The 20,988-nt window shown below is 76.2% G+C and carries 1 protein-coding gene (only partly in view); it reads right to left on the minus strand.

What is annotated here, in order from left to right:
• A protein-coding gene (locus Ae717Ps2_RS21035; RefSeq protein ID WP_075333804.1) for a toxin glutamine deamidase domain-containing protein crosses the window boundary here: on the minus strand, positions 1-20,988 show its 3' portion. 8,805 nt of this gene lie beyond the right edge of the window; the window shows 20,988 of its 29,793 coding nt (coding positions 8,806-29,793); its start codon lies beyond the right edge, outside the window; it ends in the stop codon at positions 1-3.

A 20,988-nucleotide genomic window follows, 5' to 3' on the forward strand; every position in this document is an offset into this window, starting at 1 on the left:
CTACGGCGTCGGGGGTGTCCGGGCGGACTGACCGCTGTGCCCGGCCCGGACGGCGTCGTCCTCGTGGGCCGACCGGACGGGCTCGCGAGTGGACACGTCGCCGTCGACGTCCCAGCTCGGAACCGCCTCGGAGACCCGGCTCTCGTGAGCCGGCGGGACCGCGGGGCCGGGTGGCACGCCAGGACCGTCGGCGGGGGCGGGGTCACGCGGGGGGTCCCCTCGCATTGGGAGGGGGCTGTCGGAACGGGTGCCGGTCCGGGCCAGCTCGGCGTCGTAGTTCCCCTTGGCCGACCACCAGGCCTCGGCGGCGGCCCGCTCGCGCTCCGCGGCGGCCGACTGGTCGTTCGCGGCGGCATCGGCCCCGGTGCCCCTCTCCGCGGCCCGCAGCTCCGACCGGGCCCGGCCCCACTCCCGGTCCCTGACACCCAGCTGGTGCACCGCGTCCACGAGCGCGGCGGGCAGGCTCTCGCCGCGGTCGGTGCGCCGGACCACGTACCCCTGGTCGAGGTCGACGTCGACGACGCCGGTCCGCCGGCCGGAGCCGAGCGGCACGGACCGGGGCTCGGCGACCACCCTGAACCGGGTCCCGTGCGTGTGGAGGGTGCTGATCGGGCTCACGTCACCCGGCCCGCGTGCGGGGCGTTCGGTGCCGCCCGAGGAGGTCGCGCCGCGCTGCTCGTGCTCGGCCCCGGCCGCGCCCAGCGGCTCCAGGCCCAGCGCCCAGCCCGAGGCCTGGCCGAACGGCTGCCGCCCCTCGGAGTAGGTGTTCGACTCGGGCGGGTGCGGGACCCCGCCGGACACGACGGGCATGGCACCGACGAGGTGCTCGCTGGCGGACCCGTACTCGACGTGCTCCGCGCCGGTCCGGGCGGTGGAGCCACCCAGCCGGATGCGGTCGCTGGCCCCCACCAGCTCGCCGGTGTCGGGGAGCACGGCGTGCAGGGTCAGGTCGAAGCCGGAGCTGGTGGGGACGACCAGGGGCATCCCGTGCTCGAGCTGTTCGCGGGCCGAGGCCGTCAACCGGCTCGGGGTCAGGTCCGCCTGCAGGGCACGGGTGGTCGCCGCGGTGACCGTCCCGCCGCCCTCACGGACGGCCTGCTCGGCGGCCCGGACGAGGTCGCCGGTGTCGCCGGCGAAGTCGACGGCCCGGGCACGGGCGGGATCGGCGGGCAGCGCGGCCGCGTCCGCGGACCGCCAGGCCGCCAGCGCGTCCGGCCGGGCCTCGTCCGCCGACCGGATCGTGGTCCGCGAGGCCGGGACCTGCCGGTGGGCCTGCGGCATACGACCGGCCGGCGTGTCCTCGACCAGGGACCGGAGCTCGACCGTCCGGACCGCGGGGGCAGCGGCGATCCGCTCACCGTGCCGCTCGATCCGCACGTCGAACAGGACCTCTGCACGGTGTGCCGCCAGGACCCCCGACGCCGTCTCCGAGGATTGCCGGGCCGTCGCCCACTCCTCGACCGTCTGCCGGGTCTGGGCCAGCCACTCCCCGACGTAGGCCAGCCCCAGACCGGCCGCGAGGTACGGGGCACCATGTCGAGCGGTACCCGCCTCGGTCGAGGGGACGAACATCCCGCCCGGCACCACGGTCATGATGACCTCGGCCAGGACCCGGCGCAGGGTGCGCGCGGCGGTCCGGGTGAACGTGGAGACCGTCGTCGTCGTGAGCTCGCCGTGGGTCACGCCCAGCGGCTCGGGCGGTGCGAGCAGCTCGGCTCCGACGCGCAGGTCGTAGGTCCGGCCGCTGAGCCGGTCCTCCAACCTCAGCGCGATACCCACCCCGTCGGCCATCGCGTCACGCAACGAGCCCTGCAGGGCCGACAGCAGGGTGTGCGCCTCGCGGTGGCCGTCGTGCGGGGTCGTCACGGCCGAGGACGAGAGCAGTCGTTCGGCCCGCTCCGGCCCGAGCCGGTGCACCAGCTGCTCGCGCAGCAGCGGGAGAGTGTCGCTGAGGTCGACCGGCTGCAGGACGCCGCCCACCCGGTCCGGCGCCGGCAGCGACCGCCCCTCGGGCACCGGTTCGACCGCCGGACGCGACGAGGCGGCCAGGATCGACCCGCCGGGGGTGTGGTCCAGGACCAGCTCCGGCAGGCGGGGCGGTCCGGTCTCCGCGGCGCGGAGGGCGTCCTCCTCCGCCTGCAGGGTCCGGATCGCGTGGAGCTGCTCGTCCGTCACCAGGGCGTGCACTGCTCCCGGCAGCGTGAAGCGCTCCGCGGAGCGTCCCACCGGGGACCGCCCGAACACCTCCCATCGGTCGAGGTTGCCCCGGCGGCTCGCCTCGGCGGCGACGGTGGAGCCCAGGTCGGCCCGGATCAGGTGCAGTGCCCGGGGCTCACCGGAGATCGTGCGTGTGGTCTGCGCGGCAGCACTCTCCCCGTCCCGGAAGGACTGCGAGCCACCCCACAGGCCGATCTCGCCGAGGAACAGGCCGATCGCGTTGCCGGCACCGCCACCGATGGCGCCCGGGTCGCCCGTGGCGAGGTACGCCGGTTCGATCGAGTTCGTCAGCGACCAGCCGCTCCCGGCCTCGCGGGCCAGGACGCTGCCGCCGGTGATCGCCCCCGAGGGCTGCTCCCACACCGTGTCCAGCACCTGAGGTTCGCGGAGGGAGAACGAGACCGCCGCCGCTGCCTGGGTGTCGGCCCGGCGACGCGCCCAGCCGAGCCCGTCCAGGTGCACCGGCCGGGAGAACAGGTGCGGGTCGCCGCGCAGCGCGCTCTGCGAGAGCGCGGTGTCGATCAGGCCGGAGTTCGCTCCGTCGGCGAACCCGAGGGCCGGGTCACCGGAGGCGTCGACGGTCTGGTCGCGCACCGAGGTCCGGACGTGTTCGAGGCCGTGCACCGACAGCAGCCGGATCCCGTCGAGCTCGCGGGACGTGCCCCGGCGCAGCGCCGGGTCCCCGTTCAGCGCGATCCCGGGGAGGGCGGTGCGGTCGGTCGGTACGACGGTGCGCTCCAGCTCGGCGCGCACGGCGGCGGCATCGGACCCGGCGGGCAGTTCGAGCACGACGTCGGCGACGACCGTCCCCGGCGCACGTCCGGCCTCCGCGGCTCCGGGATCGACGATGGTCAGGTCCTGACGGGTCGGGACCCCGAGGCCGGAACCGCCGACGGTGACCCCCCGGACCAGGGCGTTGGGCCGGGACCAGTGGTGCCCGGTGACGGTGTACTCGACCCGGGCCCGGTACCGGTGCAGGGGCTCGGGCACCGGCGCGCCGTCGGCGTCGAGCCGGGGGCCGCGGGCCCCCCCGACGTCGGACCCGGTGGTGTGCCTGATCGTCGTCGAGGTGGAACGGTGGTACCCGAGCTTGCTGTAGAAGGTGGCCAGTGCGAGGTTCCCGGCAAGCTGCGAGTACACCCGGCCGACGACTCCCCCGGTGACCGACCAGCCCCGCTTCGCGGTGTGCTCGCCGCTACCGGTCTCGCCGATCCGCGTGGTCGAGGGGCGCTCCGGGGCGGGGCCCAGGTCGACCAGCTCGCCGTCGAGCCGGGCCGAGACCCGCAGCGCGACGTGGTAGTCGTGGCCGCGGCCGGGTTCGGGGGTGAGCTCGACGGTGAGCGGCCCGTCCACGAGCAGGTCCGGGGTGATGCGGGGCAGCCGGTCCGCCGACACCGCCGCCTCGACCGCGTCCGTGCGGCCGAGTTCGCGCTCGTGGCGGTCGGAGATCCCGCCGCTCAGCCGGGTGTCGTCGAAAGAGGTGGCGAAGGTCGAGTCCCGCCACGACCACCGGTGGTGGCCCGGCAGCAACGCCACCGAGTCCCGCATGATCGCGGCGAGCTTCTCGCTCGTCGCCTGCGGCTCGGGAGACGCCGACGGGCCTCCCGGGAGGCCGTCCGCCGTGGGGAGGACGCCGGTGCCGGCCGCCTCCTCCGGGGTTGTCCAGTGCTGCGCGGTGAGCGCACGGTCGAAGGTGATCGGCGCCTGGCCCGGGAGGCGGGCCTCCAGGTCGTAGACCGTGCGGTAGCGCACGACCGGGCCCGTCCGGTCCTGCGTCGACTCGTGGGTGGTCGTGCGGTCGTGGGCGTGGGAGGTCTCGGCCGAGCGGCCGCCCGCCCCGAGCGGACCGGCCGCCGCGGTGACCAGGCCGACGTCGACGCCCGCTCCGGCCCCGAGTGAGCCCTCGCCCGCCCGGCTCGCCCGGGTGCCGCCGGCGGCCGTCGCGGCGCCCTTCGTCGTGGTGGACCAGCTCGCTCCCTCGATGGTCTCCAGGTACTCGACCTCCCGGGCGACCGCCCGCAGCTGGAGCCTGCGGCCGTGCGAGCTGAACAGCGAGAGCAGCGGGTTGCTCTTGGGGAGCAACGACACCGAGTCCACCCAGCCGGCGCCGCTGCCGGCCTGGCGCGGGCCGACCGCCATCCGTGGCAGCTGCGAGGCGAGGCCGTCCGCGCTCAGCGCCGTCCGCAGCGCACGCAGGGTGTGGGGGTTCGCCGACCCGATGTGCTCGGCCAGCTGTCGCGCCACGTCCGGCGTCCGCTCCGGGGTGGCGGGCAGTGCCGTCCGCTGGTGCCGTCCGGGCGTCGAGGAGTCCAGGTGCGCGCCCTCCACCAACGACGGAGGCAGGGTCGGCGGCAGCGGCACCGTCGTCCCGGTGCTGCGGAGCCCGACAGGCACGGTCATCCCGGCCGAGACCCGGGGGTCACCGGGACGGTCCCCGACCGTCGTCGTCGGGCCGATCGGGTCGCCTGCGGCGTCGACCCTGGTGAGGCTGAAGCGCAGCGGCACCTCGACCGTACGCATGCCCCGGAACCCGGTGCCGCCCTCGGGCCGCTCGGGCAGCGTCACCGAGATCGCGACCTGCTCGGACTCCGAGCGGACGGCCGTGCGGTGCGTCGACGCCCCGGTCGGCAGGGTCACCCCACCGAGGCCGAACAGACCGGGGACCGCCGGGACGAAGAGGAACCAACGGGTCATCGGCGACCGCGACGACGACGTCGCCGCCGAGGAGCCCCGGTGGGACTCACGGGACGCGCCTGCGGGCTCGGGTGAGCCACCGTGGACCGGGGTCGCCGCCGACCAGTCCGGGGCCACGGTGACGAGGACCTTCTCCCGGCCGACCCGCACGATGCGGCCGTCGAGCAGGGCACCCACGTCGTCCCGGACGGCGTGCCGCAGAGAGGCGAGATCGTTGTCGGCGGGCGGGCGCGGCAACAGTGCGGCGGCCACCGTGACGACGTGGTCGACGCCCGTGGTCGGACCGCTCTGGGTCGCTGGGGCCAGGGTGTTGCCCGGGGCGGGGGCGTAGGCCGGCTCGGGCGTGGGAGCAGCTTCGGGTGCGGGGGTGGGTTCCGGGGCGGCGTCGGTGGGCACGACGTCGGTGGGCACGACGTCGGTGGGCACGACGTCGGTGGATACGCCGTCGGTGGATACGCCGTCGGCCGGCGCGGGATCGTGCAGTCGCAGCAGGTTGCCGTCGCGGCCCGTCGCGACGGCCGAGACGACCACGCCGGCGCCCGGCTCCCGCCGCACCGCGGCGACGACGCCGCCGTCGGACGGAGTCAGCACGACCACGGCTCCCCGGCTGTGGATCATCGACACCGTCTCGGTCCGTCCCGTGGCCGGGTCATGCATCCGGACCAGCGCCGAGCTGCCGTCACCGCCGTGGACCAGGCCGTTGTGGACCTGCACCCAGGCGGCGACGCCGGTGCCGATCTCCGCCAGCGGGGCGCCGAACGTCTGCTCGACCGCATCCGCGGCGGGCTCGGCGACGACCTCCCGTGGGCGTCCACGCCACAGGTCGTGCAGCGCCAGGTGCCCGTCGAGACCGCTGCCCGCCAACTCCTCCCACGCCCCACGATGCAGCGCGAACCGGTCCGTCCGGTCGGTGGTGAACGGGAGCAGATCGCGCACCAGGTTGCGCATCTCGGCCAGTGAGACGGTCGCCCGGGCGAGCGTGTCGACGTCGAAGGGGAACGGAGAGGTCCGCCGCCGCCACGCGTCGTAGGCGTCCAGCAACGCCGTGCGGTAGGCCTCGTTCCCGTGGTACGCCGCGCGGTCCCGCGCGGTCGCCGCGGCATCGCCGGACGCGGTCGGGTGGTCCGGGGCGGTCGGCTCCGGACGATCGTCCCGGACGACGGGGAGACCCAGCTCCCTCAGCACGTTCTGGATCGCTGCCCACTGGTGGTTGCCCGGCACCAGCCGATCCCGGGCCGTCGGCGTGGTGACCGACGGAAGCGGCCTGCTCGGCAGCTGTGGCCCGCCGAACAGGGCGTCGAGGCGTGCCAGATCGGCCTCGGTGTACACCAGGATGCCGTCGGGGCCCATCAAGGCGCCGTACGTGACGGTCCCGCCGACGGCCGCGGCGTTCCCGTGCGGGCCGTACCTGTCCGGCAGGCCGAACACGTGGGAGAGCTCGTGCGCCGCGACGGCGGACCCCATCGCCTTCAGGCTGCGGATCTGGTCCAGCTGCCAGCGCTCCTGGTGCGACGTGGGCGACTGCCCGCGAACCCACGGCACGTCCTCCACCACGACGACCTGATGCTCGGGGCGGGTGGGCGAGAGATCGAGACTCAGGTGCAGCTGGTCCCCGCCGGGAAGCCGGTAGCGGTAGTTGAGCAGCTCCAGCTGTTCGACGGCCAACGCAGTGGCCTCGGCGACCGCGGCCGGGCCACCCACCAGCCGCACTGCGGCGGTGAGCTCACGGACGAAGTGCCCGGGGAACACCTCGTAGCGGCGCACCTCCACCGGCGCGAGGTCGGCGAACCGGGAGATGCCGACGTCCCGTTCACCGGGCGGGAGCACCGTGATGGCGTCGGCCCGCACGAGGGTCACCGGTGCCGCGGCCCGCTGGGCGTCCCAGACGACGTCGCGGCGGTGCAGCTGCTCGGAGTCCGCCGCAGGCTCGTGCCCCTGCTGCCACCGGGGGCCGGTGCGGTGCAGCGGCTCCGCGCGCCCGGAGCGGGCGGCCGGAACCGCGTCCACGGGGGGCGCCTCGGGCACCGATGGCCCGGGCACGAACGGTTCCGGCTCGTCGGCCGGGACGGCCCGCACACGGTCGCCCGTGCTGGTGACCCCTACCGCCGTGAGGCGCGCATCGTCGGGGACGACGACGTGCTCGGCGAGGACGACGCCGCCGTCGGACGGAGTCAGTACGAGCACGTCACCCTCGACCTGCAGCAGGGAGAGCGTCTCGACGCGCCCGTCGCCGGGGTGCTCGATCCGGACCAGCCCGGAGCCGCCGTGGCCACCGCCGTGCAGCGCGTCGGCGAACCGGGCCCACGCGTCCGGGCCGGTGCCGATCTCGACCGGCGGGAACCCGAACGTCCGCTCGATCTCGTCCCGGACGTTCCTCCGACCCCGGTCGCTCTCGGTCGGAGCCCGGGTGCCGACCGGATCGGGGGTCGCGGCCGGTGCGGGCGTCGCGCCAGAGTCCGGCGTGGCGCGGGGGCGGCCCCACCAGAGATCGTGCACCGCCAGGTACCCGTCGAGACCGGATCCCCGCAGCTGTCGCCAGATCGGCTCGTGCAGCCCGAACACGGCCGTCGGGTCGTCGGCGAACGGGGGCCGCGGAACGGACCGGTGGTCTGTCCGGGGGAAGACCAACGGCACGCCGTCGGCGCCGGTCCCGACCGCCTCGACCCGGCCCAGGTAGCTCAGGTGGTCGGCGGTGGCCGGGACGACGTCGCCGGTGCGCAGCTCGACGAGCTGCACCGTGCCGCCGTCGTTGAGCAGGTTCCAGTGGGTCGGCCCGATCAGCCGGGGGTGTCCCTCTCCGGTCGGTGGAACGGCGGGGTCGCGCTCGAACGCGCCCCAGACCACCGCGTCGGCGCCCGGCCCGGCGGCCCGGACGGTGTCGATGACCGCGCCGAGCGCGGCCGGACCGGTGCCGACCGCGGTCCACGGAGCGCCGAAGGTCCGTTCCAGAATCCGACGGGTACCGACGGGCCCGGACGGCTCCTCGCGCGGGGCGTGCGGCTGCCCGTGCCAGGCCTCGTGCAGCTCGGCGGCGGCGGTGGGACGGGATCCGGAGTAGGTCCAGGCCAGGTCGTCCACCGTCCGGGGCGCCGACGACGTCGTCGTGGCGGAGCCCACCGCGCCGGGATCGAGGACGACGAACGGCGGCACGGTCGGGCTCTGCGTTCCGGACCCACCGGGTTCGGTCGGGTCGCCGGGGCGATCCCCCTGGGGCAAGGAGGACCCGGCGGGGCCGGACCGGTCCGCCGCGGGGTCCGCGACGGCGGGCTCCGGCCGAGGGGTCGGCTCCGGGGTCGGCTCCGGGGTCGGCGCGGTCTCCGGCACGGCCGAGTGGCTGGGCAGCGGCAGCGGCGCCCGACCGCCGGTGACCGCGGCGGCGCGCACCTCGCGGACGGCGGGCAGACCGTCCGGCCCGACCCGCGTCGCGGTACCGGCCCGCGGATCGACGAGCCACTGGGTGTCCCCGTCCTGGAGCAGCACCCAGATGGCGGGAACCGTGCGCGGTCCCCGGCCGGTCTCCCGGGCGGCTTCCACGACGGCCGAGGCGCCGTGTCCCGCGCCCCGGACGGCCGCGGACACCGCGGCCCACGCGTCCGCGCCCACCCCGACGGTGGTCAGCTCGGTGCCGAGTCCCGCGGCGACGACGTCTTCCGCCACGCGGCCGTGGTCCGAGTCGGGTAGCCGGGGAGTCCCGTGCCAGGTCTCCACGACGGCCACGGCGGCGTCCGCGGGGTCGCCCTGCAGCAGGTGTGCCCAGCGGTCCGGCGTCACGAACGGCTGCGGCCGACCGTCCCGGTCGGTGATCGCGGCGGCGAGACGTCCCTCGGCGGTGTGGCCGTTGCGGTCGGCGTGCTCGACCGCGGCGCGGGCCAGCTCGGTCGGCGACGGCGGTACCGGGAGGCCCTGCTCGCGCCAGCGCTGGTAGATCTCGAACGAGTCGTCCCGGCTGGAGCGCAGCCCACGGCCGTCCAGGGCGACGCGGATGGCGTCCATCTGCGGTCGCGTCGGCGTCTCCGGTGCCCGGAAGGGCTGGTGCACGACCGTCCCGGGGTCTCCCGGGGCCGTGCTCCTCCCCGACCGGGTGGGCGCCGGGGGCTCGTCGTCCTCGGGGATCGTGCCCAGCCGCCGCGCGCGGGGCGGCAGCGGCGCGGGCGCCACCGGACGCTGCTGCACCCACTGGGCGGTGCGGCGGTCCAGCTCGGTCTTGGCCTCGGCCCACTCGCGGGCGGCGTCGGCGTAGCGTTCGCCGGCCACGCGGAGGTCGGTCGCGATGCGGCCGGTCGCCTCACCACGCAGGCTCTCCAGCCGACGGCGGTCCTCCGCGGGCGTGTCCAGCCAGAGCTCGTCGTAGCGGTGCTGGACCGCGACGAGCTCCGTGTCGGCGGCGCGCCAGGCGTCGGCGCGCACCTTCTCGTCGGTCATCGCGGCACGCACCTCGGCCGGCATCGGCCCCAGCAGCGCCTCGGCGTCGCGTTCGCCGATGAACAGGCGCAGGTCCCCGCCCCGGACCGTGCCCGTGATGTCCAGGTCGGCGCGACCGGGCCGGGTGAGGACCGCCCCGACCTCGTAGCGGTAGGAGCCGCCGAGGATGCGGACCGAGCCGCCGAGCTTGGTCTCGTGCTCGCGTCCGGTCAGTGGGAGCTGCATGGACCGGTTGCTGGCCGACGACTGTCCCTGGGCGTCGCCGCGCAGGTCGCCGCGGGACTCGTCGACGGTACGGCCGTCCCCGACCAGGCCACTCCGGACACCGCTGGAGACCTCGCTGTAGGGACCGGCGACCGTCGAGGTCATGGAGTTGGACTCCGCACCGACCCCGAGCTGGGCCGACACGGCCTCGGTGTGCAGCGACTCGGGCACGATGCGCAGCCGCGGCGTCAGCGTGGAGCCGGGCAGGCTCGGGTGCGCGACCGGCGGCAGGTCGGTCGGGCCGTCCAGCAGCAGCGGGATCCAGGGGTCGAGGTACTCGGGGGTGAACATCGCGTCGAGGGCGTGGTGGGCGGGCGCCCCCGGGGCCGTCCAGGCCCGAGGGACGTCCGCGGCCCGCAACGCCTGCTGCAACGCGGTCCGGGCGCGCTGCGCGTCGCCGCGGATGTTGCCGAGGACGGTCTCCGGGTCGACCGCCGCCGCCGGACGCATCTGGTTCGGCGGCGGGACCGCAGGGTCGGGCAGGGTGGACAGGAACGACGCCGGGACCCGCTGACGCAGGGTGAACGGCACCGAGGCCAGCGACGGGGTGGTCGTCCCGTCCCGGGACACCGACAGCTCCAGATGTCCGTCGCGGCCGAGGATCGCGGTCGGGCCGTCGGACCCCAGCCAGCGCCAGCCGCGGTAGGTGTGGGCCGTCGCGTCGGGGCGGTGGCTCGTCGACGACCAGGATGCGCCCCCGGCGGCGAGCCCACCGCCGTAGTGCGGGCTCCCGTCGACGGAGCCCTCCCGGCCCCCCGCGCTGCCACCGATGTCGGCGCTCGGCCCGGACGACACCGCGGTCACACTCATCCGCTGGTCGCTGAGGTACTGCTCGACCTTGGGTGCGTGCCCGTCGTGGACGACCCGCTCCACCCGCGCGGCGTCCGGCGCCGGGTCGGGCACGAACCGCAGGGTCCCGGTCAGGTCGTGGTGGCCGACCACACCGCCGCGGGAGCCGGTGAAGGTCAGGCCGTTGCCGGCCAGGCTGTCCTGCATGCCCTTCAGGTCCGAGGCGGTGAACCCGCGCTGCGGATCGGTGAACCGCTCGGTCACGGTGCGGATGTCGGCCTCCGACAGCACCCCGTCGAAGTGCGCGGGGATCTTCGCCGCCAGGTCGGCGAGGGGTCCGGCGACGCCCTCGTCCATGGCCCAGCCGAGGCCGCCCACCGGCGACGCGGCGCGCAGCCGCGACGGCACCTGCAGCGGCACGTCGGCCGTGTCCGGACGCGGCAGCTCCGGGGGCAGCAGGCCCCAGTCCCGCAGCTGTGCCTCACCCGCGGACACGTAGACCTGCCGGGGCAGGTTCACGTAGCGGGTCGCGGTCCGCTCGGTGGGCGTGCGGAACAGGTCCAGCGCCCGGTTGGTGGCCGTCGTGCGCGCCGTCGCCTTGAACACCCCGTCCATCACGACGACGTAGGAACGGCTGCTGCCCAGGTCGTGGAACGTCTCGCTGGCCCCCGACGTACCGCGCGAGCGGCCCGCCCGGTGCGACGCCCGGTAGCCGCCGTGCACGCCCCCCGATCCGGTCGGGTGCCCGTTCGCGGCGGCGATGTCCTGTGCCGTCAGCGCCGTGTCGTTGGCCTCGACGCCTGCGGTCCCGGTGACGGTGTGCGTGCGGTTGCTGCTGCCCGACGCCAGGCCACCGCTGAAGACGACCTCGCTGCGGGAGCGGTCGACGGGTGGTGCGTGGTCCACCGACAGGATCCGCGGGCGGAACAGCATCAGCTCGCCCTCCCCCGTGCCGCGCTGGTCGAACAGGCGACCCTTGTGCACGAAGACCGGTGTCCCGATCCCCTTCTGCGTCACGGTGCGGTCGTTGGCGATCCGCTCCGGGCCGAAGGTCATGTCGAGGGCGCGGCCGTCGTCGGTGCCGGACCGGGCGAGCACCCCGGCCCCGGTCGTGGCGTCGAAGGCCTGCTCCATCGCCGCGCGGCGGGCGGCCGCCCCGCCGACCCAGGTGAGGATCGTGTCGGGTCGCAGGGTCGGGGCGAGGTTGGTCCTGTTCCGTCCGATCGGGGTCGCCGTCGGTGCGCCCGGCATCGGGACGCGCTGCAGACGCGACGGCGTCCCCGGCTGCAGCATCTCCTCCTTCGGCACGTCGAGGGCGAACGGCTCGGCGACGGGCGGCTCGGCGACGTCGGGCACCGGGGTCCGTTCGACGGCCTGCAGGCCCGGCCGGCCGATGCCGGTGACCCGGCCGAACGCGTTGGTGACGGAGAACCTCTCCGCCGTGACGCGGTAGGTGTTGAGTCCGGTGACGCGGTGCGCGTCGCCGCCGGGGCCTCCGACGCTGCGCCGGCCGGTGACGGTGCCGACCGCGTTCCCGGCGTCGCCGCCGTGGGCGTAGCCGGCACGGGCCGTCCCGCCCAGGTACATCGGGCCGACGTCGAAGCTCAGGCCGAACCGGGCGCCGAAGCCGGCGTCGAACGCGCTGGCCGCGCTCGCCGTGGACTCCGTGCGGTGGCCGGCGCTGCTCTTCGCGGCGACGCCGGCCCGCGGTCCCTCGTCGACGACGCCGGACATCTCCGCGTCGACGCGGACGTGCAGATACTCGGTGTGCCGCACGCCGTCCCGGGCGAACAGCAGGTGCACGCCGCCGTCGTGGAGCTGGTCCGCCGTCGCACCGAGGACGGCGTGGGTGGTCTGGTGGTCGAGCATCCGCCAGCTCTCGCCGAAGCCCTCGACGGTGCCGGCCTTCGACGCGGTGCGGTGTGCCCCGTCGTGGTCGACCAGCGAGGCCATGCCGCCCTCCTCGGAGGCGGCGATCCGCTCGATCCGCTCCCGCAGCCGGGCCGGGGCGTCGCCGAGGGAGTGCACGTGGGCGCGACCGATGCCGCGGCCCGCAGCGAGGTAGGGCGGCAGGGTGTCGGTGCGGGCCGAGCGGGGGGCGTCGCGGATCTCGTCGGGCACCGGGAGACCCGCGTCGCGGGCGTTGTGCGGGTCGTCGGCGAGCAGCGTCTCGACCGGCACCCGCACCGGCGGGGCGGTCTCGCTCGTCGAACCCCAGGCGACCTTCATCTCCAGGTCGAAGTCGACGTCGAAGGCCTGCAGGCGGGTCTGGTCGACGTTGCGCCGGGAGGCGCTGATGTGGTTGGCGGACCACCCGCGGCGGTGGCTCCAGCCCGCACCGACATAGGGACCCAGGTTCAGGAACAGGAACTTCGGGGCGACCCGCCAGCCGCCGCGCAGCTCACCGGACACACCGCGGCCCCGGCTGCGGCCGGACTCGACGCCCCAGTCGATGCGCTGGGACAGCGTCGTCTTGCCGGCGATCGGGCCGCGCCACGACCCGGCCCTGGGGACCAGCCGGGCCATGACGTACGCCGACCGGCCACCGCCCACGCTCAGCTCGTCGGACTTCATCCAGCCGCCGGTCAGCCGCTGGAAGTGGTGGGTGAGGGTGTTGTCGGACAGGAAGTGGGCAAGCCGGTTGTGTCCCGGCGTCCCGGGCCTGACCAGCTCCGGAGGGAGCTGGCCGGCCAGCCGGGCCAGTGCTGCGTCGACGCCGGGGGTGCGGATGTCGAGGACCGTGGCGTTGGACAGTGCGGGGCCGGCGGTGCCGTCGAGCCGGGCGGGGACGCGCCCGCCGGACCGGCGGTCGGCGGTGTCGAACCAGCCGCTCGCGGTGCCGGCGAGGGTACGTGGGCCCGGTCCGACGAGGGCCCCGGTGTCGTCGCGCAGCGTCACGGTGAACCGCACCGGGACGTCGCCGGCCGGGGGGTGCTTGCCGTCGTAGCCGATGTCGACGTTCACGGTCTTGCGTGTGCGGTGGTGCACGGTGTCGCTGCCGCCGAGGGTGACCCCGCCGCCACCGAAGCCGGTGATGGAGCCGCCGGTGCCGACCACCGGGACCGACAGGCCGGAGGTGTGGGCGAGGCCCTCGACGTAGGTGGCGGTGCCCCGGCGGATCTGCTCGGTGCCGTCGGTCGCGGCCGGGGCGTCGGGGCCGCGGACCGGGCCGGGCCGGGCCGGGTCCTGGTCGATCGCGACGACGGCCTCGAAGACGCGGCCCCCGACCCGGACGTCGAACGGCAGGCCGCTGTGCAGCGCCTCCGGCCGGGCACGCAGCATCTCGTCGAGCTGCTCGGCCACCGCCGGTTCCCGACGGCGGTGGCGGCCGGGGACCATCTCGTCGATCAGCTCGGCGACGGCGCGGCGCTGGTCGGCCCCGACGGTCCGCACACGCAGCAGCCGGTCGGGCCCCGGGCCGGCGGTGCGGGTCGCCGATCCCGTCCCGGCGGGCCCGGCGCCGCGCCGGGGGCCGGGGTCCGGGCCCGTCCAGGGGGCCAGGACGTCGTCGTCGAACCGGTAGCGGCCCGACTCCAGGTCGTCGCGCAGCGCGCGCACCGCGTTCGGGTCGCGGGGCGCGTCGAGGTCCACCAGACCCCGGGTCTCCAGGTACCCGTGCAGACGGCCGGCGACGAAGCCGTCCTCGGCCAGGCGCGGGGAGCCCAGCAGCGCACCGAGGAACGGGGACCCGGGCGGGGCGACCATCAACCCGGTGGGCGGCGTTCCCGAGCCGTCGTCGGGGCGGGTGAGCAGGGGGAACAGCGGCTCGCCGTCGGTGAGACCGCGGGGCATCAGCGGCATCACCTCCGGCAGCGGCTCCAGGGTGTCCGGGAGGACACCGGGCTCGGCCCAGATGCCCCCGTCGCGGTGCAGGACGGCGACGGCGACGTCGGCGCCGGCCCGGTCGAGGTCGTCGGTGAGCAGGCGGCTGAGGATGCGGTCCGAGGCGCGGGTTCCGGCGGGGAACTCGGTGGCGACGTCGCGGACGGTGAACCCGCGTCGGTCCAGGCTGACCCGCGCGGTCTCGGTGAGTCGTCCCGCGTCGGTCCAGACGTGCACGGCGGCGGGGTCACCGGTCCGCTGCGCCCACGCGGCCAGCGACCGCAGGCTCCGGGAGTCGAGCCGGCCGTTCAGCAGGGGGACGTGCACCCGGCGCGGGACGTCGGCGAGGTGACGCCCCTGCGGGTCGCCCATCACGGTGCGCCGGACCGGCTGGTCGACGAGCGCCTGCACCCCGCGCGACGGGGGCGGGACGACGCCGTCGGGCGCGTCGACGGCGGACCGGGCGGTGACCCGGACCCCGCCCTCGACGTCGGCGAGCAGGCCGCGCAGGTACACGGCGGCCGCGGTGGCGCGGGCGTGGCCGGTGGCGCGACGGTGCGCGACGTCGTCGCGCGGGCGGCCCGCCCGGTCGGTGTCGGCGTCGCCCAGCTGCCGGCGCACGGCGCCGAGGAGCCGGTCGGCGTGGTGTCCGATGCCGTCGCCGACGAGCTGTAGGCGGGGCGGCGGCAGCCCCAGGGCGCGGGCCAGGCGGGCCCGTTCGCGGACCTGTTCGGCGATGCTCTGCAGCTCGCGTCGGGCGGCGGCGTCCAGGCGGGTGGCGCCGCTGCGGAACGGCACGTCGTGCACCGAGTCCACGGCGGTGACGTCGGAGGTGTCGTGTCCCAGCACCGCGACGCGGTGCTCGGCCGGGGACGCCCCGGGCGACGGCGGCCGCACCGTCCCGGTGGCGACGATCCGGAAGTCGCGCTCCGCGAGCCCGTCGGTCCCGCCGTCGGCGATCCGTGCGCGCAGGCGGGCCCGGGCGATCGCCTCGACCGCGCGGGCCCGGTCGAGGCCGGTCCGCTCCGCAGCGGTGCGGTCGGCCCACGCCCGGGACGCCGACCGGGAGCCGTTGCCGTGCCCGGTCACCGTCAGGGCGGGAGTGGGACGGCCCTCGTTGCGGGCCGCGACGACGTCGTCGATCCACCGGTCGGTGGCGGCCTGCACGGCGACCCGCCCGGTCGGGTCCACGCGGTGGTCACCCTCGCCGAACGCGACGGTGAGCCGGGTCGCGTCGTCGGGCCCGTGAGCGGTGTCGGTGTCGTACGCGGAGTCGGTGTCGTACGCGGAGTCGGTGTCGTACGCGGAGTCGTACGGGTGCTCCGAGCCGGGTGTGCTGTCGCGGTCGCCGGACGGGACCGGGCCCCAGTCGAAGGAGTCCGGCGCGATCGGTTCCCCGTCGGGACCGCGGCGCGCTGCCGGGCTCCCCGCGACCGGCGGTGCGGCGCTCCTGGACCCCGGCAGCGGCAGATCGTGGGTGGGGGCCTGGCGCGCGACCTGGTCGATCCGGGCCAGGTCGGCGTCGGTGAGCAGCGTGCTGCGCCAGTCCGTGCCCATCACGCCGGTCGCGTCGACGGCCCCGCCGAGGACGGCACCGGGGACCCGGTAACGGTCGGGCAGACCCACGCGGTGCAGCAGCTCGTGGAACGTGCGGCCGACCGCGAGTGCGGGGTCGTCGCCGCGCTCGAGGTGCTCCAGCCGCCAGTGCAGCGACGTCGAGTTCGCCCCGGTGTAGTCCGGTTCGGAGGTCACCAGGACGCGGTTCGCGTCGGCACGCGTGGACGGCTCGATGCGCAGGTGCAGCTGGTCGCCGCCGGGCAGCTCGTAGCGGCCGTCGACGTGCTCGCGCAGCGCCTGTGCGGCCAGGTCCGTGGCGCGGGCGACGTGTGCGGGGTCCCCGACCAGGTGCAGCGGCAGGGTCAGCTCGCGCACCCAGCGTCCCGGCTCGACCTCGATCCGGCGTACGTCGACGGTCACCGGGTTGCCCTGCGGGGTCAGGGTGCCGTCCGGCTGCCGCAGCACGCGGACGAGCTCGGTGTGCGCGGTCCCGGACGGCGCGTCGCCGCGGCGTGCCTCCCACTGCGCGGGCAGCAGCGGGTCCGGCAGCTGCGGGGCGGCGGCCGTGGTCCCGTCCGTGTGCCACAACGGGCCCGGCCGCCACGACCGGGTGGGGGCGGGCGGCCCGGTCGTGGTGTCCGGGCCGTCGCCGGGCGGGCCGGTCTCGGGGCGGGCCCCCGCTCCCGGGGAGCTCGCAGCGGCCCCGGACGCGTCGTCGGAGGCGAACCGGATCGGGGCCGCATCCGGATCGGCGCCCACGGCGAACACCCGGCCGGTCCGCGGGATCGAGTCGGGACCGGCGACGGCGGCCGTACCGGTCCGCGGGTCGACGATCCAGACGGTGCCCTCGTGGTTGACCAGGTTCCAGACACGGCGCACCGGCCCGACCCACTCGTCGCGGCCGTAGGAACGACGGGGGTCGGCTGCCGCCGGATAGGCGTGGACGATCGCGTCGGCCCCGTGGCCGGCGTGGCGGACCCGGTCGACGACGGTGGTGAACGCCGCCGGCCCGTCCCCGACCGGGGCCAGCCGGGCACCGAAGGCGTTCTCGACCTCGGCGACGGCCGCCGGGACCCGGGTGGGGTCGGTGCCTGGGGAGACCGTCGGCCTCCCCCGCCAGGTCTCGTGGGCGGCGACCCCGGCGCCGAGGCTCTCGCCGCGCACGGCACGGGCCCAGGTCCCCGGGGCGGCGAACGGCGTCGCCTCGATCGTCTCCTGTACGCGCAGTGCCTCCGCCGCGGCGTAGGCGTTCCGGCTCGCCGCACCGATCTCACGGATGCCGGTCAGCACGTCCTGGCGGCCGGCGAAGGGCGACCCGCCGACGTGCAGGGAGCGCGGCCCCTCCTGGCGCATCTCCCCGACGGCGGCGGGCGGGTCCAGGCGGGGGGTGCCGTTCGCGGCGCGGTTGTGGTCGAGCTCCGGCAGCACCGTGTGGATGCCCAGTGCCTCGTCGGGACCCACCCGGCGCCGGTGCGGGTCGTCGCCGAACCCGCCGTACAACCAGTCGCGCAGGGTCGCGGTGCTCCGCTCGGTGTCGTCTCTCCAGCGTGGCGGGAGCCGTCGGTCGAGCAGGCCGGCGTCGGGGTCACCGCGCCCCTCGCCCGTGTCCACCGCACGGAACGTCGAGGCGAACCGGTCCATCACCGTGGCCGAGTGGCGGCGCAGCCAGGCCGCGCCCTCCGGGCCGGTCCCCTCGACGACGTGGTCGGGGAAGTGCCGCAGGTTGAACGCGGAGAAGTTCTTGGTCAGCGACACCCCGGCATTGGCGTGCAGATGCTGTGCCATGGCCGCGAACTGCAGGTACAGCGCGGCGACGGTGCCGTGCACGGCCGCCCGGGTCGCGGCCCAGGTGTGCGGCGCCCGACCGGCGAACGCCGGGTCCGTCGCCATCTCCTCGGCCAGCCGCCGTCCCAGGTCCAACCCGTCCGCCAGGTGCAGGCGCGCCGCGCGGGCCGGGAACACGTCGACCGCTGCCGGACGACCGGACAACCACGTCAGCAGGTCGGCGAGACCCGCGACGGCGGTCCCGGCGGTGTAGTGGGGCGACACCGCCACGCCGACGCCCCCCGTCGTCGGTTCGACCCGGACGCCGTCGGCATCGGGCGAGAGCCGGTACTCGGGCGAGGGGAAGATGGTGGAGAGCGGCGTGGACCCGGTCATGGCCGCCAGCCGGTTCAGCACCCCGTCCAGGGCCGCCGTGCTCTCCTCGACGGGGATCCGGTCGACGTCGCCGTCGAGGAGGCGAGCCGGCTCGGTGATCAGCTCCAGCGTCATCCCCGCCGGGCCGATCTCGGCCACCGCGGTCAGCGCCGCGGAGCCGGCGAGCTCGTCGCCGGAGGAGACGTACTCCTCGAGGTTGACCAGCCGGTGGCGCAGGAACTCCGCCTCCACACCGATCGCGTGGGCCCCGGGTCCGTCGCCGGCCCGGTCCGGGTTCGCGACGGCCGCGGCCAGCGACCAGTCGCCGCCGCGCGGCATCGGCTCGCCGCGCCCGCGCCACTGCGTGTACGCCTCGCGCACCTCGTCCGGGCCGGACGGGCGGTCGTAGACCTGCAGGGCCCGGCCGATCGCCGCGGCCTGGGCGTCGGTGGGCACCTCGGGCACCGACGGGTGCGGCACGGCCGGGGGCGGCGGCGCATCGCTCGGCGGCGGAGGGGCAGCACGTGTCGGTGCGGGCGGCGGGACGTCCCGGGCCGGCGCAGGGACCGGCGGGGCCGGGCGGTCCGGAGGGGGTGGCGGGGCCGGACGCACGGGCGGGGGCGGGACGGCATCGTCGCGGCCGGTACCGGGGCTCACCCATTCACGGACGCGGCGGTCGAGGTCGGTCTTGGCCCGTGCCCAGGCCCGGGCCGCCTCCTCGAACCGGGTGGCGGCGGCCCGGCGGTCGGCGTCGATCGCCGCGATCTCGGTGGCTCGGTCCCGGGCGAGGGTCGCGCGACCGCGGGGACCGGCGTCGAGCCACAGCTGGTCGTTGCGACGCTGCAGCTCCACCAGGGCGGCGTCGGCGGTCCGCCACTCCCCGGCGCGGGCCTTCTCCTGCTCCATCGCGGTGCGCACCGTCTCGGGCATCGGGCCGAGCAGGTCCGCGGCGTGCCGTTCGGCCAGGAAGAGCTGCATCCCGCGGCCGGTCACCGTCGGCACCGTGAACGTCTGCGGCGCCCGGCCCGGCCGGTTCAGCTCCAGGTCGACCCGGTACTCGAACCGGCCGCCGAGCAGCCGGACGGGATCACCGAGCTTCGTCTCGTGCTCGCGGGCGGCCAACGGGGCCTGACCGCCGCGGTTGCTGGTCGCGGCGCCCGCCGCACCCTCGGCGCGCGCGTCACCGCGGCTGCTGCCGACGTCACGGCCCTCGCCGATGACCGAGCCGACGACGTCACCGGAGTGGCTCTGCGACGAGGCGGTCTGGTTCCCGATGTGGAGGTTGGACTCGGCGCCGAGGGTCAGCGCAGCGGACACCCCGTCGGTGTGCAGGGACGACGGGGTCACCGAGATCCGCGGGGTCAGCGTCACCCCCACCTGCGTGGGGTGCACGACCGGCGGGAACGTCGCCGGGCCCTTCAGCATCGACGGGATCCAGGAGTCCAGGTGCTCGGGCGAGAACAGCACGTCGAGCTGGTGGCGGCCCGGTTCGCCGGGCCGGCGGAACGCGTCCGGCACGTCCACCGTCGCGAGGTGGTCCTGCACAGCGCGGCTGATCGCGACGCCGTCAGTGCGGACGGTGCCCATCGTCGTGTCCGGGTCGATCCGCGGCGCGTCACCGCCGGGGGCGGCGGGGCGGGTCTGGTCCGGCGGCGGCTGCGGAAGGTCCGGCAGCGAGGACAGGAAGGCCGCGGGTACGCGGTGCCGGAGCGTGAACGGCGCCGACGTCGGCCCGGGGATGGTCTCGCCGTCGCGGGCGACGGTCAGCGCGAGGCGACCGGTCTGCCCGATGATCGCGGTGGGCCCGTCGTAGCCGAGGAAGCGCCACCCGCGGACGGTGTCGGCCGTGGTGTCGGTGTGCGTGTCGGTCCGCGACGAGGACGCACCCAGCCCACCGGAGCCGCCGCCGTAGTACGGGTCCTCGCCCCCGCTGCCGCCGCGGCCGCCGAGTGCGCCGCCGACCTGCGCGACCGGTCCGGAGGTGTGCGCCGACGTCGACGACACCTGGTCGGCGAGGTACTGCTCGACCTTGGGCGCGTGTCCGTCGTGGACGACCTGCTCGACGCGGGTGGCGCCCGGCGCGGTGTCCGGCACGAACGACAGGTGCGCGGACAGGTCGTGGTGGACGAAGAAGCCCCGCCGGGAGGCGGCGAGCGGCACCCCGTCCCCGCCGAGGCTGCTGTGCAGCCCCTTCAGGTCGGCTGCGGAGACACCCCGCTGCGGATCGGTGAGGCGCTCGGCGATCAGCGCGACGTCCTCGGCGTCGAGCCGGCCCGCGAAGTGCCTCCGGAGCTGCCGCTCGATGTCCCCCAGGGGGGCACGCAGCCCGTCGTCGGTCGGCCAGCCCAGCCCGCCGACGGGGTCGTCACCGCGCAGCGTCGGCGGCACCTGCAGGTCCACCGGGGCCTGGTGCGGGCGGTTCTCCTCCGCCGGGAGCAGCCCCCACGCCCGCATCTGTTCCTCTCCGACGGAGAGGAACACGTGGTCGGGCAGGTCGACGTAGCGGGTCGCCGTCCGGCGGGTGGGGGTGTGCACGGTGTCGAGGAGCTGGTTGCTCTCCCAGGACGTCGCCCGATGGGTGACCACGCCACGGGCCTTCACGACGAACGACCTGCCGCCGGACCCGTCGTTGAACGTCTCCCGCGCGCCGAGGGTCGCCCGGGCCTCGGTCTCGCGGGCGCCGACCTGGTAGCCGCCGTAGATCCCGCCCGACCCCGTCGGGTACCGCGAGGACCGTTCCAGCTCCTGGGCGGTCAGCGACGAGTCGTTCACCTCGAATCCCCCGCGGGCCTGGGCGCCCCGGGCGTTCGAGGAGGAGCCGGAGGCCAGGTAGCCGCCGTAGACGACCTCGCTGCGGGCCCGCTCGGTGGACGGCGAGTGCCGCACGTCGACGACCCTCAGGTCGTAGAGGCCCAGCGTGGACACGACGGTGCCCCTCCGGTCCCGCCAGCGCCGCTTGTGCACCTGCTCGGGCGTGGCGATTCCGCGTTCGGTGACCCCGCGGTCGTTGGACACCCGCTGCGGGGCCAGGACGGCTTCCAGCGCGCGGCCGTCCTCCGTCCCGCGGCGGCCCAGCACCGCGTC

This window comes from Pseudonocardia sp. Ae717_Ps2 (assembly GCF_001932475.1).
Classification (GTDB): Bacteria; Actinomycetota; Actinomycetes; order Mycobacteriales; family Pseudonocardiaceae; genus Pseudonocardia.